This window comes from Thermostilla marina, assembly GCF_054657455.1.
This window is the reverse complement of record NZ_BAAHYR010000001.1, coordinates 585960-612157: the sequence shown is the minus strand read 5'-3', so window position 1 is coordinate 612157 and position 26198 is coordinate 585960. Positions and strand designations below refer to the sequence as shown.

Here is a 26198-nt window from a genome sequence, read left to right as displayed (position 1 = left end):
CCGAGGGGTCGGGCAAATGTCCGACGGGAACATTCGACGAAACAGCTTGCCCGAACGACGGATAGTTTCACAAACCGGCACCGGAATTCACGCCGGACGCTTTCCCGGCGCGCTATAATGTCGGCGTCCTCACGCAAGTGGATGCGCACGTCCTGAAAGGCGCCCACCGACGGCCCAGGGCGTGTTGCTTGAAGGTTAAACGTTTCCGAGTTTCATTCGCAATTGTGGAGGGAAACATGGCTGAAGTGCGTCAGGTTTACGTCTGTCCGGTGTGTGGAAACGAAGTCGAGGTATTGCGGGCAGGGGCCGGAACCCTGACCTGTTGCAATCAACCGATGCAGCTTCAAGCCGAGAACACCACCGATGCCGCGCAAGAGAAGCACGTACCGGTGATCAAGCGGGAAGGCGGCAAGGTGATCGTGACCGTCGGCAGCGTCGAGCATCCGATGGGCGCCGACCACCTGATCGAGTGGATCGAGCTGATCTACGGTAACCAGGTGCTTCGGGCCGACCTATCACCGGACAGCCCGCCGCAGGCGACCTTCGACTGTCCCGGTGAGAAAGTCACCGCCCGCGCGTACTGCAATCTGCACGGTCTGTGGAAAGCGGAAGGCTGAGCGACCGCTCACCGAAACGCGCGGACGCCGGATCGCGCCGAACAATCTTGACTATGTCGCCCACTGTTCCTGCTTTTGCATCTTTCGCAGGAATAGTGGGCTTTCTTTGTGGACAAGACTACCTTTTCCTGGATGCCCTGCCTTGCCCAACTTTTCTGTCCCGCAAAATCGCTTCAAGCCGCAAAGGCGTTTGCGTCGAAGGTAGAAAACACGGCGAGGAAGCGCGCCGACGCAGCGCGCTGCGCCCGGGCGCGAGGATTCCACCTTCGAAAAATCGAACGCGAGCACGACCGCGATGGCCGACGGAAATCAGGTGATCCATGGGAACGAGACGGAGCTGCCCGGCGGGCCGGTCGCCGAGTGGGTGGCCGATGTGGGTGACCGCGTCGTCGACGCGATCGCGGCATTGGGGAGTTTCGCCCTGTTCACCTGGTGGACGATGCGCTGGCTGTTCAGCAAAGCGCCCAAGCGCGAAACGATCATCTGGAACTTTTACCAGATCGGCGTGTTGAGCTTGCCGGTGGTCGCCTTGACGGGGACGTTCATCGGGATGGTGCTTTCCGTCCAAAGTTATCAGCAGTTTCGCATGCTGAACCTCGAAACGCGGCTGGGGGCGGTGATCAACATGTCGCTCGTCCGCGAGCTGGGCCCCGTGTTGGCGGCCACGATGTTGGCCGGCCGGATCGGCGGAGCAATGGCCGCCGAGCTGGGAACCATGCGCGTCACCGAGCAGATCGACGCCTTGACCGTGATGGGTGCCGACCCGATTCACTACCTGGTCGTGCCGCGATTCTTGGGGTGCCTCGTGCTGATCCCCTGCTTGACGATCATGGCCGATTTCATGGGTGTCGTGGGCGGCTACTTCTACAGCGTGCATATTCTCGACATCGACGCCTTTTATTACTTGCAAAATTCGGCGAACTACGTGGCGCTGTGGGACATGTTCGTAGGTTTGTTCAAAAGCCTGTTTTTCGGGGCGGCGATCGCCTTGATCGGGTGTCATCACGGGTTCAACTGCGACCCCGGTGCCGAAGGGGTCGGGCGAGCGGCAACCTCGGCGTTCGTCACCAGCTTCGTCATCATCTTGCTGCTCGACTTGCTCTTGGGAATCGCCTTGGATGCCGTGTACTTCACCTTCTGGCCGGAAGGCCCTCGACTGATTTGACGCAACCGACATGACTTCGCACGGCGCGGGACAACACGATACCGGCGAGCGGCCGATCCTGGCCATCGAAGGATTGACGATGCGGTTCGGCCGTCAGGTCGTGCTGCGCGGGATCGACCTGCGCTTTCGGCGGGGAGAGACGGTCGCCATCTTGGGCGAAAGCGGATGCGGCAAGACCGTCTTGCTGAAAACGATCATGGGCCTGCTGAAACCCACGATGGGCACGATCCGCTTCGACGGCATCGACCTGGCGGGGTTGTCGCGGCAGGAATTGACCAAGGTGCGGGTGCGGTTCGGATTCGTCTTCCAACAAGCCGCCCTGTTCGACAGCATGACCATCGGCGACAACGTGGCCTTTCCCCTCAGACAGCACACCGAGAAAAGCGAGGACGAAATTCACGCCATCGTCTCGCGGCTGTTGGCCGAGGTCGGATTGCCCGACTCGGTAATGACGAAGAAGCCCGCAGAGCTTTCGGGCGGCATGCGCAAACGGGTGGGGCTTGCCCGCGCGCTGGCGCTCGAACCGGAAATCGTCCTCTACGACGAGCCGACGACCGGCCTCGATCCCATCATGAGCGACGTGGTCAACGAGCTGATGCTTGCCGTTCGCAAAAAGCATTCGGTGACGGGAATCATCGTCACGCACGACATGCGCACGGCGCAGAAGGTGGCCGATCGCACGGTCATGTTGTATCCCGTCGCCCGGTTGAGGCCCGACGAGCCGCAAGTCCTTTACGACGGCCCCTCGGCGGCGATCGAGCAGGCCGACGATCCCCGCGTCCGGCAGTTCGTACGCGGCGAGGCCGGCGAGCGCCTGATGGAAATGAGAAAACAACGCGAAGAGGCGAACCATGGATGAACGCATCGCGCAATTCCGCATCGGCGTGATGGTGTTGGCCAGCATCATCATCACGGCGATCTTGATCGTGACCTTCGGGGAATGGAAATGGCCTTTTCCCGACCAGTACACGATCTACATCCGGTTCGATCAGGCACCGGGCGTGAGCCGGAAGTCGCCTTTGCGCAAAAGCGGTATTCTCATCGGGCAAGTCGAAGACGTCGCTTTGCAAGAAGACGGCACCGTACTGGTCACCGCCAAGATCGATCGAAAATACGTCATCCGGCACAACGAAGTATGCCGCTTGAATCAGGCATTGTTGGGCGATTCGACGCTCGAATTCACGCGGGCGACGAATGCCGCGCAGCTTCCCAACACGCCGGTCGAGCCGGGAGAGACTATTCCCGGTGTGCTCGCCATCGACCCGGTCAAAGTCGTCGAAGAGATGCAGCAACGGCTTGCCACGGCGGTCGATTCGGTGGCGGGAACAAGCCAGGAACTTCAAAAGACGATGCGGACGATCAACGACATGCTCGACGAAAACCATGACCGCATCAGCCGTATTCTGGCCAATGCCGACGAAACCGTCGCCCTGGCCCGCGAGACCGTGGCGAACACGAACGACATCGTCGGCGATCCGGAACTCAAAGAGCGGCTGCGGGAATCGCTCGACCGCGTGCCTACGCTGATCGACGACCTGCAAACGACGCTCAAGGGCCTGGATCAAACGGTCGGACTGGCGAACGAAAACCTGTCGAACTTGCGAGGATTCACCGAACCGCTTTCGGAACGCGGCGGATCCCTCGTCACCCGCATCGATTCGAGTTTGGCGAAGCTCGACACCATCATGAGCGAGCTGGAAACCTTCTCGCAATCGCTCAACAACAGCGACGGTTCCTTGGCTCAATTGATTCACGATCGTGAGCTGTACGATCGCGTGAACCGCACGCTGGCGAATGTGGAAGAAATCACCAAGCAGGTAAAGCCGATCCTCAACGACATGCGGGTATTCAGCGACAAGATCGCGCGGCACCCCGAGACGTTGGGTGTCCGCGGGGCCATCCAGCGAAACCCGGGGACCAAGGGCGTACCGCCGTTCACCCAACCGATTCTGCGATGAGCCGGGAATTGTCCGCCGAATGAGGCCCCAAAAAAAGCCCGACGCGGCAGGATATCCACGTCGGGCGGACAAAGTCTTTGTCGCAAGAGCCGATTCGAGGCCCCTCGTTTAGTGTTGTGCCAACGCGCCGGTTGCACCCAGGACGTACCGCTGATCGGCCGTCGAGAGCACGTCGAGCTGCGCCCGCAGGTAACGGCCGTCGATGCCTTGCAGTCGCACGACGTTGCCCGGCAACAGGGCCACGAAGCGGGCGGTTACCTGATAGCGACCTTCGGCATCTTGCCATACGCGGTAAGGCGAATAGTACGAGCTTTCAGCAGGTGCCGGGGCCGGAGGCGCGGCAGGAGCAGCCGGAGCGGCCTCCGGGGCGGGCGGTGCCGCCGGCTGTTCGGGTTGGGCTTCGGGTGCCGCGGGAGCCGGAGGAGCAGCCGGGGCTTCTTCTGCCGGAGCGGGAGGTGCAGGTTGCTCGGCCGGAGCCGCCGGTTGTTCAGCGGGAGCCGCAGGGGCAGCCGGGGCTTCTTCGGCCGGAGCAGGAGGTGCGGGTTGCTCGGCCGGAGCTGCCGGTTGTTCAGCGGGAGCCGCAGGAGCAGCCGGGGCTTCTTCTGCCGGAGCAGGAGGTGCGGGTTGCTCGGCCGGGGCTGCCGGTTGTTCAGCGGGAGCCGCGGGAGCAGCCGGAGCTTCGTCTGCCGGAGCGGGAGGTGCAGGTTGCTCGGCCGGGGCCGCCGGTTGTTCCGCAGGCGCTTCGGCCGCAGGTTGTTCGGCAGGTGCCGGGGGCGCTTCTTGGGCGGCCGGAGTGGGCGAGACATCCGACGGGGATTCGCTCGGTTCTTCGGCCGGAGCGGCTTCAGCGGCTTCCGCGGCGCAGCAGCTTTCGACGACCGGCTCGCAGGCGGGTTCACAAACGGGTTCACATACCGGCGCACACGGCGTGCAACACGCATGACGACAGCCGTGCAGCCACCGGGCCAGCAGGCGATCGAGGCAACCGAACGCCGAGGCCTGCGAAGACACCGCGAAAACGAGCATCGCGGCCGACAGGGAGCAAAGAACGATACGTCTCATGGTGGCACCTCTCTAGAAAAAGACAACACCCACTTCAACCGCGGCGGAACGCATGTCCGCCGTTGCGACGCGACATACACAGTAGTTTTAAGCCAGGCGGCTTGCAAACAATTTATGGGGCTGTTTTCGCGCAGAACATCCCCGCAAAGAGGGAAATCATCCAAATCCCCTCGGCAGGCACCCCCTCGAAACGATGGGGTGAATTTAGGGGGCGGGCGTGCTGCGCCGGCCTCCCCGAAAGCCGTCCAAGAACGTCTTCAGCCGCGCGGCGACGTCGGGATACTTTTCCGCCAGGTTCACGCGCTCGCCGGGGTCCGATTCCAGGTCGTACAGTTGGCCCGGCGCGTCGGGGGCGGTGTCCTCGATGAAGAAGGGAGCCAGCAACGGCGCCCGATAGTTGTTGCCGCCCGATCCTTTGTGGTCGAGATACTTCCACTTGCCGCTGCGAACACCCAACGCCAAGCTCATCGTTTCGTGGACGGTAAACTCGCGGAAGGGGCGGGCGTGCGGCGCGCCCAGCAACAACGGCGTGATGTCGAGGCTGTCTTCGGCGGCCGTTGCGGGCAAGTCGTATCCGCTGATCGCGGCGAACGTGGCCATCAGGTCGGTGGTGCACACCGTCTCGTCGCAAACGCCGCCGGGAGCGATCTTGCCGGGCCATCGCACGATCAACGGCACGCGGTGTCCACCTTCCCAGTTGTCGCGTTTGAAACCTCGCCACGGTCCGTTGCTGCGATGACCATAGTCGTTGAACACCTTGGCCGCGACGATCTCGGGGCCGTTGTCGCTGGTGATGACGACGATCGTATCGTCGGCCACGCCCAGCTCGTCCAGCGTGTCGCAAAGCCGTCCGACGATCGCATCGAACTCGGCAATGAAATCGCCCAACGGACCGGCTTTGGTCGTGCCTTCGAACTCGGGAGCGGGAATGGCGGGCAAGTGCACCGCCTGCGTCGCGTGATACAAGAAGAACGGCCGGTCGGGGTGTTCTTTCACGTGCTCGGCGAGGAACTTACGGCTCTTTTCGAGAAATACCAGGTCGACCTGGTCGAACTCGAAATCGGGCGATTTCAATCCCGCCCGAAAGGCATCGTATTCGAGCCAGTCTTTCGCATCGGAATGAACCTGTTCGGTCGGCGCTTGGACGACGCGGTCGTTTTCGATGTAGGCGTACAGCCAGTCGGTCGTCGGACAACAAGCCGTACCGAAGAAATAGTCGAAGCCGCGGTCGGTCGGCCCGTCGGTGATCGGACGCGAAAAATCGACCTGGCGGACCTTGTCGACACCGCCGCCGCGCGGGGCCACCGGCGTGCCGTCCTCCTTGTAGAACGTCATGCCCACGTGCCACTTGCCGACGGCTGCGGTACGGTATCCCTTCGCCTTCAAGACCTGGGGCAAGGTGAGGACGTCGTCGGTGATCAACGGGCCGTCGACACCCACCAACACGCCGCGGACGCCGATCCGGTAGCACATGCGACCGGTGAGGATGCTGTACCGCGAGGGCGTGCATACGGTCGCGGGACTGTGCGCATCGGTGAAACGTATGCCTTCGGCCGCCAGCTTGTCGACATGCGGCGTGGGCACCTTCGACTCGGAGTTGTAGCAACTCAGGTCGCCGTATCCCAAGTCGTCGGCCAAGATCACGACGATGTTCGGCGGCTTCGCAGGCGATTCGGCGGCTTCCAGCCGGGGAGCGACCGCAACCACGTAGGCGGCAATCCACACGAAAAGCACGCAGGCGGCACGAATACGGCGGGAATGTTGGCCGCTTTGCAAAATCGTGTCTACAATGGCACGTCGCCCGCTCAGCCGGTGCAAATATCCGAACATCATGTTGTTCCTCCTTCGCAGGTAGATCGATTCGAGAACGCCGCCGGAGGCACTCGTCAATGAAACGATGGCCGCCGCAACGTCCGGCGCACGAGAAGTTCATCCGGTAGGGCCGTCCCTCGTGTCGGCGAAGCAAGATATATTGTACACAAAGAAAAGATGGCTCACAGCATTTTGAACGACGTCTTGGGACCGGTGATGCGCGGCCCTTCCAGTTCGCACACGGCCGCCGCGTATCACATCGCCAAGACGGTACTGCCCCTGCTCGAAACGCGGCCGTCGCGCGTCGTCGTCACTTTCGATCCGCGCGGCTCGTATGCGCAAACCTATCACCAGCAAAACGCCGACAGGTCGTTTGCCGCGGCGCTGTGCGGTTGGGACTTGACCGACGATCGCTTCGAACAGGCCCTCGAAGCGGCCGCCTCGCAAGGGTGGGAACTCAGCTTCCGCATCGCACCGATCGACGCGGCCGATCACCCCAATTACATGCGCATTGAGCTGGGAAGCGACGATCGGACCTTGACGGTCGATGCGAAATCGACCGGCGGCGGGGCGTTTGTCGTCTGTCGAATTGCCGGGTGCGCGTGTGCAATCGACGGAAAACGCCACGCGGTCGTCGTCTTTGCCGACAGCGATTGGACGCCGCCGAGTGAAAACGGTTGGACGCGATTGGAACCGGGCGATCGTACAGCAGACGCCTCGTCGACCCTGTGGCTGGGCGAATTCGTCGAACCGGTCGATCCGATTCCGGCGGCGGGATCACCGCGTGTGCGACGGGCGAACGCAATTCCGCCGGTGTTCGGTGTGCCGCGCGGGCCGGTGTTGTTCGAATCGGCCGAACAAGCTGCTCAAATAGCGGCCCGCGACAAGCTCACACTGGGATCGCTCGGCTGCCGATACGAGGCGACCTTGCTGGGGAACGACGAAGCCGCCGTGCGCGACGAGATGAAACGCCGCGTCGGCGTGATGCGGACATCGGTGGAACGCGGATTGGCCGGCCAGGGCGTGCGATTGAAGCTCTTGGAGCCGTGCGCCGGGGATATCTTCCGGGGGTGCTCGCAATCGGGCGCGGCGCTTGGGGGCATGACCAGCAAGGCCGCCGCCCGCGCGATGGCGGTGATGCACGTGGCAAACAGTGCCGGCGTGATCTGCGCGGCGCCGACGGGCGGTTCGGCGGGAGTGCTGCCCGGCGTTCTCGAAACGCTCCGCGAGATGCTCGACCTCGACGACGAGCGACTAGTCGACGCCGCCTTCGCCGCCGGGGTGGTGGGGCTGATCGTCGCCAATCGCGCAACCTTTGCCGCAGAGGTCGCCGGTTGCCAGGTCGAAATCGGGGCCGCCGGTGCCATGGCTGCCGCGGCGGCCGTCGAAGCCGCAGGAGGAACCGCCGAGCAGGCCTTGGCCGCCGCCGCTGTCTCACTACGGAACACAATGGGATGGCCGTGCGACTTGGTCTTGGGACGCTGCGAGATTCCTTGTCATACCCGCAATGCCGCAGCCGCTGCCGGGGCCTTCGTGTGCGCCGATCTGGTCCGGTTCGGATACCGGAACCCGATTCCGCTGGATGAGACGATCGACGCCTCGCTCGCGGTAGGAACTTCCCTGCCGGCCGAGCTTCGGTGCACTTCGCGCGGCGGTCTGGCGATCGTGCCCTCGGTCGAACGGCTCGCTGCCCGCCAGGCACGCGACAACGGATAAAGGGCTTCGAGGCTTCGCGCTCGAAACATCGCCGAGCGCGGCATTCGGTGCAAATTCTTTGAAAAGGAGTTGCCGGGTCCTTGCAGCGATCGTGTCGATTGTCTACAAAATAAATATTCGATTCAGTGGTCTCGTCTAATGACGCGAAACGGGGGAGACGCACGACACAAGTTGCGGGGAGCCGTTCTTTTTGTGACCCGGACATCTCCGACAGCTCCCGCCGACCTCGACGCGTCGGCCAATTGGCGGTTGGTGTGTATATGAACGTGCGAGTCTTGTCGGCTGCCGAGGTGGCAAAGGCGCTGCCGATGCGCGAGGCCATCGAGGCCATGCGCGAGGCGTTTGCCTCATTGGCGGGGGGAGAGGCGATCGTGCCCGAGCGGGCGAGGATCGATGTGTCCGATCCGCCGGGAACGGCCCTCTTCATGCCTGCCTATTCTCCGAAGGCCGAGGCGATCACCGTGAAGACGGTATCGCTGTTTCCGCAGAACCGAGAACGCGGACTGCCCCTGATTTCGGGGTTGGTATGCGTGTTCGACGGCGAGACGGGATCGCCCCGCGCGCTGCTGGAGGCCGCCTCGCTGACGGCGATTCGCACGGGTGCCGTGTCGGGCTTGGCGACCGACTTGTTGGCGGCGCCCGACGCCGAGACCGCCGCCGTCTTCGGGGCCGGAACGCAGGGACGCACGCAGCTTCAGGCGGTGTGCGCCGTGCGGCCCATTCGTCGGGCGTGGGTGTACGACGTGTCGCCCGCGGCCGCCGACCGCTTCGCCCGCGAAATGGCCGAATCGCTCGCCATCGACGTTCAGGTCGCCGACTGCCCCGCCTGCGCGCTGAAGGAAAGCCGCGTCGTCTGCACCGCGACGGTCTCGGACCGGCCCGTTTTCGGCGACGACGCGTTACCCTCCGGCGTGCACATCAACGCGGTCGGGTCTTACAAGCGCACGGTGCAAGAGATTCCCGACGAAACGGTGGCGCGATCGTGGGTAGTGGTCGATCACCGACCCGCGGCCATGACCGAGGCGGGGGACATTCTCGGTCCCCTCGACCGCAATCGAATCACGCCCGACCACATTCGCGCCGAGCTGGGCGACTTGGTACGCGGAACCGTTTCGCCGCCGGCCAACGGCACCGTCACCTTGTTCAAGTCGGTCGGTGTTGCCGTGCAAGACTTGTTCGCCGCCGTCGTCGCCCTGCGGAACGCCGAGCAGATGAACTTGGGAACGACGATCCCGCTGTGACGCAGAAACCGCCTTCCGCCGAACTACGCTAACCCCACGTTGATCCCGCGAACCCCGTTCCGTGTGAAACCGCAACGATTCGGAGTTCGCGCGGACAAGCGCCTTTCCTTCCGATCGCCCCGCGGAACAGGTCGATGGTGTGCCTGCCGCTTAAGGCGAATTGTGGTTTATCAGCCCGTTGCACGAGCCGGGCTTGGGGATCGTTTGAGGTCGAACAAGGCCCGGCAGCGGTTTGGGCCGCGCGAGGCGGACGTGAACCGGGCAGGGGTGAGAAACGCCATCTGTCGAAACGATTTTCTGCGTTCGCACATCGTGCCGACAGAAACTCGGCCCAAAAAACTTGTTTCTCTCCCTTTCATGCGGCTATTCTTTACAATCGGTCCTGGTCTGCAAAGCGGTATTGCTACGGGGTGCTAGGAATCGCGCATCAATCACACAGGCGGGCATGATCTGCGCAAGGGCGAATCGCGTTCGGCTTCGCCCTCCGTCAGAGGTTTTGTGACACGTCTGTGGGCATCGTTGCAAACTCCCGTCCCTTATGTCGCGCTTACTCACGGAATTCACAGAGCACTACCGTGAATACACTTGGAATGAGCCCTATGAGAATCGCAAAACACCTCTTGGCAATGCTGGTCGTACTTTTGTGCAGCAGCCTTTCTTCTTCCGCCGACGAAGGCGGTTCGATCCCGCTGGAGGCTTACGGTGTTTGGGATCGGGGAGCGTCGTTTGACTTCGACGAGTACCCGTTTCTCAGGGGACTCACTTTCGACGCCAAGTGGGAGGAGATTGAACCGCGACCGGGCGAGTTCGACTGGAGTGGGCTCGATGCGGCAGTGCGAAAGGCGTACGAACACGACCGGTTCATGTACGTTTCCATCAACCCCGGCCCGGATGCGCCACAATGGGTCTATGAACACGGCGTCCCGAAAGTGCGGACGGACGACGAAAAGCATCTGAGCAAATGGAAACACTATCCCTATTACCTCGCGCCGCAATACAAGCAGTTCTTCTTTCGCATGATCCGTTCGCTTGCCGAGCATTTGAACGAACTGCCGATCGAACAGCATCGGCGAATTGCCTTCATTCAAGTCAAGACGGGGTGTACGGGTGATGAATGTCCGTACAAAGGCAGGCCGCTCGAGCCACGGTTCGAGATTCCAAAGAACTCCGCCGAATGGCGCACCTTCCGTCTGGAGACGTTTGCCCTGTTCGTTGAGCTGTTTCAATCGAATCCCGAGCGCAGAATCGAGTTGCTGTTTAATGCCGTGGGCGGTGAAGAAGAGGACGGCAAAGGATTCAAAGCGGAATGGGATTGGATCGTCAGCCACGTCCAAGGTGGTTTTGGCATCAAGAACGGTGCGCTGTCTCGGGGGCACCACCTGCGCGGCGAACGGGTCTTGTACGAGCAATGGATCGGCTACCTGGTCAACCCTAAGGGGCTGCGGTTGTTTCGGCGTTCCGAGATGGATCAGACATGGAAAAAGCCTTGGTATCAGCGAAACGTCCCGATGAATTTCTATTGGGGAGCCGTCAACGCGATTCATGGCGGACAAAGCATCTGGGACGTGACGTCCAGCGCGTTGGAGGCAGCGAAAGAATACAACCTGACACCGGCCTTTGAATTCTTCAACAAATATGCCCCCCAGATCTATCCGGCTTCGGCCACCGATGCCTTCTGTGCCTTACACAAAGGCTTGGACGCGTCGGACACGACGGCGTATCCCGAAGCCGTCTACGGCCCAGCCTCACCGCGCAACGTGGATCGGATGCTCGCCATCTGCAAGGCTTTCGCCAAGTATGGAGCTCGTGTTGATGATCCGGCCGCTCTCTTGTACGGTCAAGTGCGCCAGCGCAGCGAGCAGACCGGTTTCAATGATGTGGGCTGGGAAATCTGGCCGGACAACTACTCTCGATTCCTGTATCAGATCAACGCCGACGAGACGTCGGTGGCTTTTTGGCGTGTGGGCGGAGACATCACGCAAGACACGCCGATCTACTCCCGATTTGCACGAGGCTTCGAACATGCGTCGGGCAAAGACGCCTTGTATTTCAAGCTCGACGACGAGTTTTACACCGGGCGCGAACCGAAACGGGCCACGATCCGCATCGTCTGGTACGATCAACACGCCGGGTCAACCTGGAAGCTGGTTTACGACGCGGGCCAGGCCGAAATGAAAACCGCCCGGACTTTCACCGGGCAAGGCAACAACCAATGGCGCACTGAGACGGTCCAATTGGCCGACGCCGTCCTGGATCACGGCGGCGATCTGGGCAGCGATTTCGCCTTGGTCAACACCGACTACAAAGACGATCTGTTCAGTTTGATTGAATTTCACCGTGAATGAACCGCAAATAGGTTCTCGGTACATCGCCCCCACGTTGCTCACCCGCCGGCGTCCTTCGCCCCAATTCGGTCTTCACGAAGCCCACCCTAAACGTCGGACAAGTCCGGTAGGGTACGCCGAAGGCGCCCTCGCAACCGCAGACAACCCGGCACGGCAGCGCATGTAAGGAATATGGTGCCGTGCTTGCTGAAGCTCCGCGCGCTGGGCCCGCGCTTCGTGTGTCCCGCCCTGCTCCGGCTTTCGGCAGGCCATACACTGCAAGAAACGGTTCGTTGCCGTTGCGGGCCGCGAGTGTCTACAATCGTTCGCAAGTCGCAAAGAGGTCTGGAACGGGCCGTCAGGTGTCTCTTGTACAAGATGCGTGCACAGCGTGGCTAGCTCGTTCACCCGTCTCAGCGAGGCGCACACTACCTCGCCCAGAGATGCGGGTAGCGGCTGCCTCCGCGAACCCGAGTACGTTCGAGGTTATTTCGTGCTCTGCGCCGCAAAGCGGCGGAGCTTTTCGGCCAGGCCGGCTTGGTCTTCCAACCCAACGGCGTTTCCGCCTGGAATGAACTCGCCGAATGGACGATCCGGGAACTTTTCCAGCTCCTGCTTCAAGAGTCGCTTCATTTCCTCAAGAACGGGCCGATACTTCGGATTTGTCGCGAGGTTCTTCGACTCCTCCGGATCGTCGACCAGGTCATAAAGTTGATCCGGATCGAACGCATGCGGATGGTCCTTGGCTCGGGATACTCCGCCGCTGAGCCCTATCAACTTCTTCAGGGACCGATGCCCGGTCTGAATCGCTTCGATTTGTTCCCGCGTATAGCGCAGAGCAATATAGTTCCACCTTTTCGTCTTTATCGAACGCGCCGAGCCGATTTCTCCATAGACGTAATCGCGGACAGGTTGATCCGGATGCTCGAACAGCGGTAACAAGCTGACACCGTCCAGGCGATAGCCGGCGGGCACTTTCGCGTCGGCCACGTCGAACCAGGTCGCGACGAAATCGGTGCTTTGCACTAGTTCGTCACATCGCACCCCCGGCTTGATTCTCGCCGGCCAGCGGATCAGGCACGGGACTTCGGTGCCTCGATTCTTCAACAACGAGCCTTTGTGCTGGGATCCGTGATCGGCCAGAAAGACGACGATGGTGTTTCTCGCGATTCCGTGCTGATCCAGCCGGTCCAGCAGCATGCCCAAACTGTCATCCATCCACAAATAGCCCGCTTCGTTGTCGGTCAAACCCGCCGCGCGAATCCGTTCCATGACGCTGTCGCGATCCAAGATTCCGATCGGTTTTTCCAACATGCCTGCGCCGGTGACGAGCGGCTTGCTGAGCGAGTGGAACCACTCGCCATTGGGACCGTGCAACAGCGTCGTGGCATAATACAGGAAGAAGGGCCGGTCCTTGTGCTCGTCGATGAACTCCAGCGCGGCCTGAATGGTCCATTCCGGATTGTGCCCTTTGAAAGGCGCTTTCGTGTTCTCCCAGTATACGTGCTTGACCCACGTGAATCCCCGCTCGCGAATCATCTCGCACGCACGCTGCTGATTGTGCTGCATTCTGCGTTGAATCTCTTCAGAATACTCGGCGTTTCGGGGGATGTACTGCCAGTCGAACTGTGCCGCATTTTGCTCATCGATGTGCGGCCCGACGTGGTACTTGCCGACAAAGCCGGTGGCATACCCGTTGTCTTTCAAGACCTGCGCGACATTCATGTTGTCGGGCTCCAATTCGACATTGAACTCCGGAGCCGCCTGCCGACCCGGCGGGCATTCGCGAAGATAGTATTCACACGTAGAAGCGCCAGCGTATCGTCCCGTCAGGCAGGTGTAGCGCGACGGCGTGCACACGGTGCTTGTCATATGCACGTTCGTCAGCGTCATCCCTTCCCGCGCCATCCGATCCAGATTCGGCGTCAACACATTGCCGCCGTAGACGCTCGTTTCCGGTTTGTCGTAGTCGTCCACGAGGAAAAAGACGATGTTGGGACGAACATCACCTGCATCCGCCGGACGGACGACAGCGAGCATACTCACCAAGGCAACGAGCACCAACGGCACGGTCTTCGTTGTGTTCCCGATCATTTCGGTGTACTCCTCGAACGGCCCCGCAGAGTCGGTCCTGGGCTTCGCCTGCTTTATCATTACCGCGGTTTCCAGGCAAATCCACGAAATTGACCGATTCGACGTTCCCACGCCCATCGAGATTGCTCGCCGTCTCGGGCAGATATGTTGGATCGCGCACGACGAGGGCCGACCGTCGCAGTGAGAAACCGATTCGATCGGCGAGATCGACCGTCGGCACAAAGCGCTACCGCGCGTTGCCGCGCTCGGCGCGGTCGTACGGCCGGCAGAACGGTCGTCGTAAGCCGATCACGGCTAGAATCGCCAAGGCGGCAACGGCCTCTTTCCAGTTGATCTTCGACTTGCCGAAACGCCGGTCGACGAAGGTGATGGGCACCTCGACCATGCGGGCGCCGACGCATCGAAGCCAAAAAAGGATCTCTTCCTGAAACGAATATCCTCGCGAGCGAATCAGGTCGAAATCGATCCGAGCCAAGGTCGATGCCCGATAGCAGCGATACGCGCCGCTGCAATCGAGGACGGGCAAGCCCAACAACAGCCTCGCATACGTGTTCACGCCCCAGCTCATCAACCGGCGGTGCGGCGGCCAACCTTCGATCTTCCCGCCGGAAACGTAACGCGACCCGATCGCAACGTCGACCGGCGGGCCGTCCGCCGGTTCCATTGCGGCGATCAACTCGGGGATCTTTTCGGGCGGATGGCTGAAATCGGCGTCCAGGTTCAGCACGTAGCGGTAGCCGTGCTCGATGCCGTACCGCATACCCGCCAACGTCGCCGTACCCAAACCTAATTTGCCCTCACGGTGAAGGCACTTCAGCCGCGGTTCCTCGGCCGACCGTTCGTCGACCCAACGACCGGTGCCGTCGGGTGAATTGTCGTCGATGACGAGGATATGGACCTCGGGCGCGGCGGCAAAGATCGCCTCGACCAGGCGAGGCAAGTTTTCGATCTCGTTGTAGGTGGCCACGGTGACCAGCGTTTGGGGATCGGTCGTCATCGGTTTGCGCTGCTTCAGGTAACCATGAGGCGTCGTCGCTTCGACGAAGCGGCAATTCGTTTGCGTTTGCGGACCTGGACAAGTAACATGCCCGCAGAGTCGGCCTATCTTCCCGTTTCATCCTGCCCTGTAGCTATTGTAGCACTTGCCGACGTCGGTGCGAAACGAACGATCGACGTCGAACCGCTTTTGGCGTCTGTTGAATCGAGGTGTCGTCATGTGGAAGTTTCTCGGTCGCGCGGTACCACTGATCGTGTTCGGGTTCCTGACGGTTGCCGGCAGCGCCATTGCCGACGAATCGGCCTTGTGGGAAATCGGAAAAGTCGATCGAGATACACGCGAGTTCGCCCTCGCGCCGAATCGTTACCAGCAATACGGCGGCGATCCCGTGTTCATCGTCGGGCAATCGCAACCTGAAGCTGATTGGCCTTACGTCCTTCCCGGGCCGGCCGACACCTGGGCGGGCGGAAAACAGCACGTCGCCGTCATCTTGTTCGGCTTGAACAAACGCCCCAATGCAACGGCCGTGTTGCGGATCTTTCTGGCCGACTCGCACGACCGCTCGCCACCCCGATTGCGGTTGTCGCTCAACGGCAAGACGATCGGTGAAACCGACGCACCTCGCGGCGGTCCCGACGACAGTATTACCGGCGATCCGAAGCGCGGCGTCGCCTCGGTCCTCGAATTCTCATTGCCGCCGGAAGCGTTTCAAGCGGGCACGAATACGTTGGCACTCGAAAACGTCAAAGGCAGTTGGATCTTGTTCGATGCTTTGTCGCTGGAAGCGCCCGGTGCGGAGTCGGGACCGGTGACCGATGTGATGATCCTCCGCGGCGTCGAACAACTGCCCGTGCTGGTCGAACAGGACGGCCGCCTCGACACCGTGGTTCGGCTGCATGTCGTTTCCGGGGCCGAAGCGACATCCGCCGCAGTGCGGATCGACGACGCGGTGGTGTGGCAAGGCGAAATCGCGCCGGGTTCGTCGGCGTTCGAAATTCCCGTTCCTGCGGTCGATACGCCGCGGAGCGTCGCCTTGTCGCTGGTCGTTCCGCCCGACTCGGCACGCCCTGCGGCCTCGGTCGAGGTCGCGTTGCGTCCCGTGCGGCGCTGGGAGGTGTACTTGATTCCGCATTCGCACGTCGATATCGGATACACGCATTTGCAATCGGATGTCGAAAAAGCGCATTGGGAATATTACGAACAGGCGATCGCCGCGGCACGGCGAACGGCCGATTATCCGCCCGAAGCCCGTTTCAAGTGGAACGTCGAAGTCTTGTGGGCGACCGACAGCTACCTCCGGCAGGCGTCGCCCGAAAAACGCGCGGCCTTCATCGACGCCGTTCGACGGGGAGACATCGGTTTGCAGGCGTTATACGGCAACGAACTGACCGCGTTGTGCCGTCCCGAGGAGTTGATGCGGTTGGTCGATTGCGCCGTGAAACTGTCGTCGGAATATGATCTGCCGATCGACACGGCGATGATCAGCGACGTGCCCGGCTACACGTGGGGGTTGATGTCCGTTTTTGCCGAGGCCGGAGTGAAATACATGTCGATCGGTCCCAACGGAGGGCATCGCATCGGCTACACACTGCGGGAATGGGGGGATCGCGCCTTCTATTGGAAGTCGCCCTCGGGCAAGCACCGCGTGCTCTGCTGGGTTCCCCGCGTAGGATACTGGCGAGGCTTTCGCGGAACCGACGAGCTGCTGCGTTACCTGAACGATGCCGACGCGGCGGGTTATCCGTACGATTTGGTTCAATTGCGGTTTTGCCTAGGCGACAACGCCGGGCCGGGGGTCGAGCTTTCGGACCTGGTGCGCGATTGGAACGCCCGCTACGCCTACCCGAAACTGATCATCGCGACCGCGTCCGAAACCATGCACGCACTCGAAGATCGTTACGGCGACCGGATCGAAAAAGTGAGCGGCGACTTCACGCCCTACTGGGAAGACGGCGCCGCCTCGTCGGCTCTCGAAACCGGCTGGAACCGTGACGCTGCCGAGCGGTTGACGCAGGCTGCGGCCTTGTGGACGTTCCTCGGCCGCGAGCCTTACCCGGTCGAGGCGTTCGATACCGCCTGGCGCAACGTGCTGTTGTACGACGAACACACCTGGGGGGCACACAACAGCATTCGGGAACCCGATAGCGATTTCGCCAAGGGACAATGGGCCGTCAAACGCGAATTCGCCGTGCAGGCGAAACAACAGTCGGAATCCCTGCTCGCGCACGCCGCCGGCGGTATTCGGAACACTTCGCAACCGGTCGATACCGTGGCGATCTTCAACAGCGAAACGTGGCCGCGGACGGACCTGATCATGCTGCCGCCGTCGCTCCGCCGGGCGGGTGACCGCGTGCTGGACGAAGACGGAACACCCATCCCGTCCCAACGTTTGAGCGACGGATCGCTGGCCTTCCTCGCCGAAGATATTCCCCCGCTTGCCGGCAAGCGGTATCAACTCGCGGAAGGCAATCCGCCCGATTCGCCGGTTCCTTCGGCGGCGCCGCGATTGTACGACGATCCCCTGCGCACGATCGAACTCGACGATGCGACCGGCTCGCTCGTCTCGTACATCGACAAGCGAGCGAAGCGGCAATTGGTCGATACGGAACGCGGATACGGGCTGGGAGCGTACATCTACGTGCCGGGACGTGATCCGACGACGGCCGCCCTCGCCGACGACGGTTTCGCCTGGAAACTCGTCGATACCGGACCGGTCGTCACGATTTACGAAGCACGCGGTCCCGCCGCCGGGTGCCGCGAGATCGTGCGTCGTCTGCTGATTCCCGCCGGATTGGATCACGTGATCCTCGAAATCGTGCTCGACAAGATCGCCGTCCGCGAAAAAGAGGGCGTTCACCTGGCCTTTCCCTTTGCGATCGACAAGCCGACCGTGCGGATGGATCTGGCCTGGGCGACGATTCGGCCCGAGGTCGATCAACTGCCCGGTGCGTGCAAAAACTACTTCACGGTTTCTCGCGGTGTCGATATCGCCGGGGACCGTTTCGGCGTCACGTGGTTTACCCGGCAAGCGCCGTTGGTGCAGTTGGGAGAGATCCGAACCGATGTAGCGGCTCCCTTTTCGCCCGATGTCTGGCTGAAGACGATCGCGCCTTCGGCCCGACTGTTCAGCTACGTGATGAACAACTACTGGGAGACGAACTACAAGGCCGACCAGGAAGGCCCCACACCCTTCGTGTACGCGATTCGACCGCACGGAACGTATGTCACAAGCGAATCCAAACGGTTCTTGATCGAGCGTTCGCATCCGCCGATCGTCGTTCCGATGCGCAACGGCGATGCGTTGCCTGCCGGGCTCCTCTCGCACGTGGAGCCGGACGACGTAACTATCGAGGTTCTGCGTCCCACGCGCGACGGCGCCGGGTTGTTCGTGCAGATGATCAATCACGGCGATCGACAAGCGAGCGTGCGATTGCACTTCCGCGAAGGGGAACCCGCGGTCTATCGCAGCAATCTGGCCGAAGAAAAAGGGGAACGCCTAGGTTCGACGTTCCCCTTGGATTCGCAGGAAGTCATCTCGCTACGGATCGAGCCGTAGCGCCGGTTGCGCCCCGTTCAGAGGCGTTGTTCCCGATGCGACGCACGAATGCGGGGCGTCAGACTTCGGGCTTGACGGTGATTTGCACGGCGCGGACGTCGCCGGCGGCAAGCGCCGCTTCGTACCGGCGTGCGACCTCTTCCCAGTTGATCACGTGGAAGAAGGCCTCGACGTATTCGTTCCGGCGATTTTGATACTTCAGGTAGTAGGCGTGCTCCCACACGTCGCATCCGAGGATCGGAATATTGCCGTGCATCAGGGGGCTGTTTTGGTTGGGCGTGTCTTCGACGACGAGCTTCTTCTCGCCGGTGACCGAAAGCCAGGCCCAGCCGCTGCCGAAGCGTCCCAACGCCGCCGTGGTGAAGGCATCCTTGAAGGCGTCGAACCCGCCCAAGTCGCGGTTGATCGCCTCAGCCAACGGGCCGGTCGGCAAGCCGCCGGTATTCGGACCGAGAATCGTCCAGAACAACGAGTGGTTGGTGTGACCACCACCGTTGTTGCGGACGGGCGTCTTCAGTTGCTCGGGCAAGGTGTGGATCGAGGCCACCAGCTCCTCGATCGTCGGATCACCGAGTTGGAATCCCTCCAAGGCCGCGTTCAGCTTGTTCACGTAGCCCTGATGATGCTTCGAGTGATGAATTTCCATCGTGCGGGCATCGATGAACGGTTCCAGGGCATCGTAGGCGTAAGGCAGTTTGGGAAGCGTGTAGGCCATCGTTTCGTCTCCAATCGAACCAAGCGAGCGGTCGCCCCATCCGACCGCCATCCTTTGAACACACCTGCCGATCGGCACCCGTCGGCGTCCCTTTGACGCCTGCCGATCTTTTTAACAAGTGCAGTTGACAAAATATTAGAAGTCGATCGGCGAAAAGCAATTCGCCTGATCGGCGGAAAACACGACCGTGATACCAAGCGAATCGCAAACATGCCCTGAAAACCATCTACACACGGGTAAATACGGAAGATACGAAAGATGACGAATATCGAACGTCTATCGTGATGGATATATCGCAAAAAGTTTCGACGAGTGTTTTTTCTGCGGGACAGCCGAGCGGACATGAAACCGGCGGTCTGCGCGAGGACGATGTCGTTCGGCTCGACGTTGCCGCACGGTTGTCGCCGGCCGCTCGAATTTGATCCGCCTGATGCGATCGATTAGACTCGCGATCGAAGCGCGTTTGGTGTTGTGTCGGCGGGCTTCCGGCTGAAGGCGAGTCGTCCCGACCTGCCGAGGGAAGCACGTGCTTTGAACAACGATTCAAAAGGGGGCAGACACATGAAGGCGTACGGCTTACTTTGCGCGATGGCGGCGGGCGCCGCCTTGAGCGTGCTCGGTTCCAGTGCTGCTTCGGCCCAGCAATTTCGTGTGCACGCCGTTTCCGACCTGGGGCACGAATTCAGCTTCTATGCCGACGGACGATTCCATCGGCAATATCTGCCGGGGCAACCGGTCGCCTCCAGTTGGGGCTCTCTATTCAATTACGACTTCTCGAATGCCAACCTGCTGATCTTGCTTGGATGCGATGCCCACGTGGATTACGTGCCGGCCGATATCGCCGTGATCGATCGATTTCTTCAGGTCGGCGGCGGCGTGGTCCTACTCGGGTCAGCCCCCAACAAGGCACAAAACAAGCTGGCGGGCCACTTCGGTTGTCATTTCGGAAAACCCGCCCGCAAGCCGCTGCGGGGAGACGGCAAGCTTATTACCGGAGACATCCAAGGGGGCGGCGACACCATCCAGCTCGACGAGCCGTCCCGATGGATGAAGTTGATCGTGGATGCCGACGGGAATCCCGTACTGGTCGCGCGTGCCGTCGGCCGGGGAACACTCCTCGTCGGCGCACGAGGGTTGGCCGGCCGAAACCCGAACGGCAAGGACAACATCAACGCTGCATGGTGGCAGCCGCTTTTGGTGCGGGCGGCCATGGGCAAGCCCGTCGATCCGCGACACCCGCCCGACAAACGCGGCATCCTCGAGTTGGAGCACTCCATCCGCCTCGGCTCGATCACCGTGCGATTCAGTGATTACCTGGCACCCTATGCCGAATCGATGGCCAAGCTGTACATGCGTTGCCGCCCGTACATCGAGAGACGCATGGGTGTCCCGCTCAGCAAGGGAATGGCCTCGGAAATCGGTTTGCTCGCCACCGGAAGCGGAGGGTTCTCGACCGGAAGAACCATCGGGCTGGGCGTCTTCTGGGGAGGATTTCCCGAACGCGAAGCCGACATGATCCAACTGCTCACGCACGAATCGGTCCATTCATGGGTGTTGCCGTTCTCGGAAATCTGGAGCGAGCCGATCGCAACCTACGTCGGCGACCTGGTTCTCATCGACATGGGCTACGAAGAAGCCGGAAAAGGCAGCATCAAGGCTCGCATCGACCGGGCGAAGCGTCTCGATCCCACGATGAAGGTTTACGATCTTCACGGCTACGGACCTCCCGACGCGCGCAAGTTGAGCGACAGCGAGCGAAACGCCATTCATTGGGGTAAGACCTTCTGGATCTTCGAACAACTACGGCAGGAGGATCCGAACATCGTCGCTCACTATTTCCAAGTCAAGCGGGCCTTGGCGAAACCCGGCCGAATCAAGCAGTACGACCTGCACGCGACCGTGGCCGTGATGAGCATCGCGATGAAGCGGAACTTGTTCCCTTGGTTCAACGAGCACGGCATTCCCGCCGATCCCCGCAAGTCGCCCATCCCGTTGCCGCCGGCCTTCTTCGTCCGACGCTGATTGTTTCGCCGAGGAGCGGCCCCGTTCACCGCTGGTTTGCCGGATCGGTTTCGGCGGCGCGATTGAAGAAGACGAACGTGCCCAGTTTGGAGGCCGAGAGAATATCGGGCCGGCCGTCGCCGTCGACGTCCTTCACGATCACCTGCACGCCGACCCCCGAGGCATCGTCGACCAGGTACGGTCGAAAGCGAACGCCTTCCTGCGATCGTTCGAGGCGGAACCAGTAAATCACGGGCGCAGCGTTCGGTTCGATGTCGCCGGTCGGTCCGTGCGCCCAGCGCCGCTTGCCGACGACCACGTCGATCCATCCGTCGCCGTCGATGTCGCCGATATCCAACGCGTGTGGCTGCGAGAAGGCCGCCCCGTACCGTTTCTCCTGCGTGCGATCACCCATCATCGTGTGCGCGACGAAGCGAACCTCACCGGCATCGCGAACTTGCTCGAACCACGCCAGCCCCCAACCGTGCGCGTCGAGTGCCGTGACGACGTCGGTATCGCCGTCGCCGTCGATGTCGTAACAAGGCATCTGCGCACCGCCGCGTGCGGCAAACCGGAACGGATGCGCAGGCCAGGGAACCGATTGGTCGTCCGGGTGCTCCCACCAACCATCGTTGATGATCAGATCGGTGTCTCCGTCGCCGTCGATGTCGGCCGCGCCGGTGCCGTGGTAGAACCGGTCGTACTTGCCGATTTCGGTCAGCGGAACAAATCGCCACGGTTTCTCCGGGGCGTTCCAGTCGGGCGCGACGTAGCCCCACCGGTTTTCCCAATGACACACGATTTCGGGTTTCCCGTCGCCGGTCAGGTCCGCGAAGGCGGGAGATTCGCCGTAGATCCGCTCAAAGACGAAGTGCTTCGGCCACGGACGATCTTCGGCTTGCGGGCCGGGGTTTTCATACCAATAGGCCTCGTGAAGATGGACTCGCCCCAACACGAGGATGTCGAGACGGCCGTCGGAATTGAAATCGTACGGAAAGACGTACAGGCAATTGCTCGGGCTTTTTTCCGGGGGGAGCGGTTCCGGCGGATAGTACGCATGAGCGCGTTCGAAGGACGGCCCTTCGTACCAGTAGGGACCGGCGATCACGTCGAGGTGCCCGTCGCCGTCGATGTCGCCCGCGTTGATCCCGTCGGCATAGTAACGATCCGTCAGAACCCGTTTCTCGAACTGCACCGGCGACCCGGCTTCGCCCGGAGCAACGATCCCCGCGAGGAACATGACCGGCGAGCACAAGACCGCGAACCGCACCGAATGCAGCACTTTCATGAGACCATTCTCCGGAGGCGAAGCGTCGGGGCCGTGTCCTGTCACGGGGCGCCATGATAATTCGGCGACACGCGATGCTCCACGGGCCAACTCGCCCGCAACGGCGAGGCGTACAATCCGATCTCGTCGAACGGGATCGGCCGGAAGCCGAGCCGGTCGTAGATCGGCGAATCGGGCGGCAAGGTGAAGTCGAATTCGTCTTTACCGGCGAAGGTGATTTCGTCGCCGAACAGAAAGGCATCGTAGATTTCGTTGACGCCGCGTTCCCGCAACGCGAAACGTCCGCAATTCACGGCGACGTTCCGCGCCAGGAAGTTTCGATCGGCGTTTTCTTCCAAGTGAAGCAATTCCGGCCAGCGTTCGGCATGCGGGGGCTTGCTCACGTCGATGCCGGCCCAAACCGTACCGGTCGGTCCGCCGCGTTCCTTGAGGCTTCGTTTCCAACGTGCTTCGCCCCACGGCGAGAAGCTGAACGCGGCCCGGCAATCGACGAACAGATTGTTGTCGGCGATGTTGTCTTTGCCGCCGTGGATCTGGATGCCGCCGAAGCGGCCGTCGGCGGCGCGGTAAAAGACGTTGCCGTACATGAGCGTACCGCTGATGAAGTCGTCGAGGCGAATCCCCGCCTGACCGGCCACGTTCCGGCCGCTGCCGATGTGATGCCAAAAGTTGTAGCGAATCACGTTTCCGCGGTAGGCCGCATTACCGTAGATATCGATTCCGGCCTGGTCGTCCGATTCCCACACGACGCTGTGAACCTCGTTGAATTCGATCGTGTGCTCGTAGCCCTCGACCCGCATCGCGTGGTGGGGTGATTCGTGGAACAAGTTGTGCGAAATGCGATTGCCGACGCCGTCCAGGTGGACCGCCGGCGCGTACACGCGATCGACGCGGCTGAAGTCGAACACGTGACAGTTTTCGACGACGTGCCCGCCGGGGGTAAGCGTTTTGGGATCACCACCGGCGACGCGCAATCCGCCCGCTCCGACGGTGAGAATGTCGCAGCCCATCACCAGATGCCCCGTGCCCCCACGGACGACGACGCCGTTTCCGCCGAGCTGTCGCAGCGTGCAACCGCCCAGCAACACGTTTCGGCCGCCGGAAATCACGAAGGCGTCCGTCCGATTCAGCTCGAAGGTCAGCCCCAACACGGCGACGTGCGAAACATCGGTCATCGACACGAACGGCTTGTCGAGCACGGGGAACTGAACGATCGCCCCGCGAGCGTCCTTCGGCGGATAAACGTACAGCATGCCGGTCTTGCGATCGAGGTACCACTCACCCGGCGAATCGATCTCTTCGAACAGGTTGAAGTAGTAATACGGATACCCTTCTCGGAAGCCGTAGCCCGTCCCCTGCGAGGTCGTGATGCGCCGGTTTTCCGTATCGAGCGCGGCAATGCGAACCGTCGAACCGGCCCACAGATGCCCCCAGTAGCCGAACATCCACACGTCGTCGGCCGGACGCCAACGATTCGGTCGGTCGCCGTCATAGTGGAAAATGCCCGGCTTGCGGGCATCGACCGATTGAAATGCCCCCTGCTCGACCTTGCCGATGGTCACGAAGTCGTCGTTCGGCCAACGGGCAATCTGCATCGCCCGGCGATTCACGTACAGATCGACCCACGGCGAAACGGGATACCCGGCGTGACCGTACCCGCGCACCGTGATCGCGCCGAAATCGGTCACTCCATGCTTCCGCAGATCGCATTGATAGACGTGTCCTCGCGCCGACTCGGGCAACCGTGCCAAGAGAGCCGGATCGTCGACCCGCGAGAAATCGACCAGTTGCACGCCGCCGGAAAAGATCGGCGTTTCACCCGGCGCTGCACGGTAGACGATCGGCGATTCGGCGGTACCCGCATCTTCGGCGGTGAATTCCGTCGTCGCACGCATCGAATACGTGCCGCCGTGAATCAACACGGTGATTCCGCCGGAAGGCAATCCCTTCTCACGACGGATCGCGCGGATCCGATCTCGTGCGCCGGCGAGCGAAGCCAAAGGCGCATCGACCGTGCCCGGTGCGGCATCGTCGCCGCTTGGAGCCACGTGCAGCACGAGCCCCGGAGCGGGAAACGGCGGAATGGGCGTCTTCCCGGCGGCACCGTCACGACGCGGAAGCCCCTTCACCGACCGGCGCATCTCTGCGGCCAGTTCGGCGGCCTCTTGCGCGTGATGCGGCAAAATGTCGTCGCGCCGGGCGGCTGCGGTGTAGGCTTCCTCGGCTTGCGCCGGGTCGCCCGCACGTTCGAACGTGCGCCCGATCGCCAGGCAAGCCAAACCGCGCACAAGCTGCGGGGCGTCGGGATCGTCGGCCAGTGCACGGTAGGCCTCACGCGCGGCCGCGAATTGCTTGCCGAACGCCAACGCGTGCGCGGCCTGCAAACGATAGTTCCAACGATCCGACGGGGAAATCTCGGCGTCTTCGGCAAGTTGTCGAAACAACGAGCTCGCCCGTTCCCAATCGCCGTTGCGCAAAGCGGTTTCGGCCAGTGTGCTTCGCAGCGCTCGATCGTCGAGCGGCGCGTCGTCTGTTCCGGCCAACTGGGAAAGCAGTTCGAGCGAGGGCCCCGCAGCGATCACGGCGCGCTCCTTGCACAGACAGTGCGAAGCGGCGATCAACCGCAGGTCGTCAGGCACCTCGGCCATGTCGAGCAATGAAGCGGCAATCGACGCGGCGCCTGCGGCATCGTCTTGACGCAACCGGCAGAAGATACGGCCCAGTCGGCAGGCGGCGGCAATCGCGGTATCGGCGGTTTGCGCAGCAAGCGACGCATAAGCGGCCTCGCCTTCGGCCCATTTACCGGCAAGACATCGTTCTCCCGCCTGGGCAAGCCCGGCGGCCGTTTCGGCCGGCAGCACGCGCCGGTTCCACGCCGCGGCGAACGCCTCTGCCGGAGTCAAACCGCGATCGAAGACGGCGACCTCGTCGACATCGAGCACGAGCGATCCGACGCCCGAGTCGGCGAACCCCACGCGAAAGACGCCTTGAGGCGGCGTGTACGCCCCGTCGAATGCGCCCGCGGCGACCGGCAAGCCGTCGAGATAGATCGCCATTTGCTTGCGATCCCACGTGACCGTGAGCACCTGCCACGCGCCTTCGACGATCGGTACGGGCGAGGAAACCGAATAGGCGCTTTGCGGTTGCGGACGCCCGATTTGAAACAGCACGTCGTTTCCGCCGGCTACATCGCAATACGAACGAAGCCCTTCCCAATACCCGTTGCCGAAGGCGAAGAACATGCCGTTTTTCCGGCCGTTGCCCAGTTCGCTTCCGTGGCCGAGCATGCGAAACGAGAGTTGGATCGTGATCCCTCGCTCGCCGACCTTCGGCGGCTGCGTGCGGAACGCCCCGGCGTCGAGCCGCACGGCGTGAGAGCCGGGTCGTCTTCCGGCCACGACCTGGAACGGTTGCTTGCCGTCGTATTCCATGGGCGGCGCATCGCCCGCCCGATCCGGCACGATCGCCCGTTGCGGTGTCACGCCGTCGAACACAAACCGATGGGCCGGTCGCGGTGCCGGAACCGTCTGCGCCGAAAGCGGTCCACCGACGGCCGAAACCACCGCCGTCACGCACACCAACCAAACAGAAAGAATACAGGTCGCGTACGATGCAGAAACCAGAGAAAGATGCCGGTTCATAAGGAAAACCT

The 26198-nt window shown here is 61.9% G+C and carries 16 protein-coding genes; 9 read left to right on the top strand and 7 right to left on the bottom strand.

All coding sequences use genetic code 11. The features are described from left to right. Positions 1-236 precede the first annotated feature (236 nt). From ACYQ2I_RS02100 to ACYQ2I_RS02085, 4 genes are all read left to right on the top strand, one after another. Positions 237-617 carry a desulfoferrodoxin gene (locus tag ACYQ2I_RS02100; protein ID WP_460165333.1) on the top strand — a complete coding sequence of 127 codons (381 nt, stop codon included), beginning with the start codon at positions 237-239 and terminating at the stop codon, positions 615-617. Positions 618-912: 295 nt separating this feature from the next. Continuing rightward, positions 913-1782 carry an MlaE family ABC transporter permease gene (locus ACYQ2I_RS02095; RefSeq protein WP_460165332.1) on the top strand — a complete coding sequence of 290 codons (870 nt, stop codon included), beginning with the start codon at positions 913-915 and terminating at the stop codon, positions 1780-1782. Positions 1783-1792: 10 nt separating this feature from the next. Further along, complete coding sequence (locus tag ACYQ2I_RS02090; protein ID WP_460165331.1) at positions 1793-2641, top strand: ABC transporter ATP-binding protein; 849 nt, start codon at positions 1793-1795, stop codon at positions 2639-2641. After that, positions 2634-3740 carry an MlaD family protein gene (locus tag ACYQ2I_RS02085; RefSeq protein WP_460165330.1) on the top strand — a complete coding sequence of 369 codons (1107 nt, stop codon included), beginning with the start codon at positions 2634-2636 and terminating at the stop codon, positions 3738-3740. The genes ACYQ2I_RS02090 and ACYQ2I_RS02085 overlap by 8 nt, the downstream gene beginning before the upstream one ends. A 108-nt stretch (positions 3741-3848) precedes the next feature. Here ACYQ2I_RS02085 and ACYQ2I_RS02080 read toward each other — a convergent pair whose 3' ends face one another. Continuing rightward, positions 3849-4802, bottom strand: a complete 954-nt coding sequence (locus ACYQ2I_RS02080) for an SHD1 domain-containing protein (protein ID WP_460165329.1) — start codon at positions 4800-4802, stop codon at positions 3849-3851. A gap of 204 nt (positions 4803-5006) precedes the next feature. Continuing rightward, a complete protein-coding gene (locus ACYQ2I_RS02075; RefSeq protein ID WP_460165328.1) occupies positions 5007-6635 on the bottom strand; it encodes a sulfatase family protein in 1629 nt (542 codons plus the stop codon). Positions 6636-6791: 156 nt separating this feature from the next. Here ACYQ2I_RS02075 and ACYQ2I_RS02070 point away from each other — a divergent pair, with 156 nt between their 5' ends. From ACYQ2I_RS02070 to ACYQ2I_RS02060, 3 genes are all read left to right on the top strand, one after another. Further along, positions 6792-8330: an L-serine ammonia-lyase, iron-sulfur-dependent, subunit alpha gene (locus ACYQ2I_RS02070; protein ID WP_460165327.1), complete on the top strand. Its 1539-nt coding sequence runs from the start codon at positions 6792-6794 to the stop codon at positions 8328-8330. 260 nt (positions 8331-8590) lie between these two features. Then, positions 8591-9571: an ornithine cyclodeaminase family protein gene (locus tag ACYQ2I_RS02065; RefSeq protein WP_460165326.1), complete on the top strand. Its 981-nt coding sequence runs from the start codon at positions 8591-8593 to the stop codon at positions 9569-9571. Positions 9572-10170: 599 nt separating this feature from the next. Continuing rightward, positions 10171-11916, top strand: coding sequence for a beta-galactosidase (locus ACYQ2I_RS02060; protein ID WP_460165325.1), 1746 nt, complete (start codon positions 10171-10173; stop codon positions 11914-11916). A gap of 465 nt (positions 11917-12381) precedes the next feature. On the opposite strand, the gene ACYQ2I_RS02055 is transcribed toward ACYQ2I_RS02060, so the two are convergent. Together ACYQ2I_RS02055 and ACYQ2I_RS02050 are read right to left on the bottom strand one after the other, a co-directional pair. Further along, entirely contained in the window at positions 12382-13989 is a 1608-nt protein-coding gene (locus ACYQ2I_RS02055; RefSeq protein WP_460165324.1) for a sulfatase family protein, read from the bottom strand. 226 nt (positions 13990-14215) lie between these two features. Beyond that, positions 14216-14986, bottom strand: a complete 771-nt coding sequence (locus tag ACYQ2I_RS02050) for a polyprenol monophosphomannose synthase (protein WP_460165323.1) — start codon at positions 14984-14986, stop codon at positions 14216-14218. Positions 14987-15203: 217 nt separating this feature from the next. On the opposite strand from ACYQ2I_RS02050, the gene ACYQ2I_RS02045 reads away from it, so the two are divergent. Continuing rightward, entirely contained in the window at positions 15204-18542 is a 3339-nt protein-coding gene (locus ACYQ2I_RS02045) for a polysaccharide lyase family protein (protein ID WP_460165322.1), read from the top strand. A gap of 58 nt (positions 18543-18600) precedes the next feature. On the opposite strand, the gene ACYQ2I_RS02040 is transcribed toward ACYQ2I_RS02045, so the two are convergent. After that, on the bottom strand, positions 18601-19257 hold the full coding sequence (locus tag ACYQ2I_RS02040; RefSeq protein WP_460168393.1) for a superoxide dismutase: 657 nt from the start codon (positions 19255-19257) through the stop codon (positions 18601-18603). A 561-nt stretch (positions 19258-19818) separates the two neighbouring features. On the opposite strand from ACYQ2I_RS02040, the gene ACYQ2I_RS02035 reads away from it, so the two are divergent. Continuing rightward, the gene (locus tag ACYQ2I_RS02035) at positions 19819-21279 is read left to right on the top strand and encodes a hypothetical protein (RefSeq protein WP_460165321.1); all 1461 of its coding nucleotides are present in this window, start codon (positions 19819-19821) and stop codon (positions 21277-21279) included. A 25-nt stretch (positions 21280-21304) separates the two neighbouring features. On the opposite strand, the gene ACYQ2I_RS02030 is transcribed toward ACYQ2I_RS02035, so the two are convergent. Next, entirely contained in the window at positions 21305-22546 is a 1242-nt protein-coding gene (locus ACYQ2I_RS02030; protein WP_460165320.1) for an FG-GAP repeat domain-containing protein, read from the bottom strand. A 41-nt stretch (positions 22547-22587) separates the two neighbouring features. Beyond that, positions 22588-26187 (bottom strand): right-handed parallel beta-helix repeat-containing protein, encoded by a 3600-nt coding sequence (locus tag ACYQ2I_RS02025; RefSeq protein WP_460165319.1) that lies wholly within the window; start codon positions 26185-26187, stop codon positions 22588-22590. Positions 26188-26198: the final 11 nt, after the last annotated feature.

Bases quoted from the DNA above. Each gene is read 5' to 3' on its own strand.
- ACYQ2I_RS02100 (WP_460165333.1), top strand. From the start codon at position 237: ATGGCTGAAGTGCGTCAGGTTTACGTCTGTCCGGTGTGTGGAAACGAA.
- ACYQ2I_RS02095 (WP_460165332.1), top strand. From the start codon at position 913: ATGGCCGACGGAAATCAGGTGATCCATGGGAACGAGACGGAGCTGCCC.
- ACYQ2I_RS02090 (WP_460165331.1), top strand. From the start codon at position 1,793: ATGACTTCGCACGGCGCGGGACAACACGATACCGGCGAGCGGCCGATC.
- ACYQ2I_RS02085 (WP_460165330.1), top strand. From the start codon at position 2,634: ATGGATGAACGCATCGCGCAATTCCGCATCGGCGTGATGGTGTTGGCC.
- ACYQ2I_RS02080 (WP_460165329.1), bottom strand. From the start codon at position 4,802: ATGAGACGTATCGTTCTTTGCTCCCTGTCGGCCGCGATGCTCGTTTTC.
- ACYQ2I_RS02075 (WP_460165328.1), bottom strand. From the start codon at position 6,635: ATGATGTTCGGATATTTGCACCGGCTGAGCGGGCGACGTGCCATTGTA.
- ACYQ2I_RS02070 (WP_460165327.1), top strand. From the start codon at position 6,792: ATGGCTCACAGCATTTTGAACGACGTCTTGGGACCGGTGATGCGCGGC.
- ACYQ2I_RS02065 (WP_460165326.1), top strand. From the start codon at position 8,591: ATGAACGTGCGAGTCTTGTCGGCTGCCGAGGTGGCAAAGGCGCTGCCG.
- ACYQ2I_RS02060 (WP_460165325.1), top strand. From the start codon at position 10,171: ATGAGAATCGCAAAACACCTCTTGGCAATGCTGGTCGTACTTTTGTGC.
- ACYQ2I_RS02055 (WP_460165324.1), bottom strand. From the start codon at position 13,989: ATGATCGGGAACACAACGAAGACCGTGCCGTTGGTGCTCGTTGCCTTG.
- ACYQ2I_RS02050 (WP_460165323.1), bottom strand. From the start codon at position 14,986: ATGACGACCGATCCCCAAACGCTGGTCACCGTGGCCACCTACAACGAG.
- ACYQ2I_RS02045 (WP_460165322.1), top strand. From the start codon at position 15,204: ATGTGGAAGTTTCTCGGTCGCGCGGTACCACTGATCGTGTTCGGGTTC.
- ACYQ2I_RS02040 (WP_460168393.1), bottom strand. From the start codon at position 19,257: ATGGCCTACACGCTTCCCAAACTGCCTTACGCCTACGATGCCCTGGAA.
- ACYQ2I_RS02035 (WP_460165321.1), top strand. From the start codon at position 19,819: ATGAAGGCGTACGGCTTACTTTGCGCGATGGCGGCGGGCGCCGCCTTG.
- ACYQ2I_RS02030 (WP_460165320.1), bottom strand. From the start codon at position 22,546: ATGAAAGTGCTGCATTCGGTGCGGTTCGCGGTCTTGTGCTCGCCGGTC.
- ACYQ2I_RS02025 (WP_460165319.1), bottom strand. From the start codon at position 26,187: ATGAACCGGCATCTTTCTCTGGTTTCTGCATCGTACGCGACCTGTATT.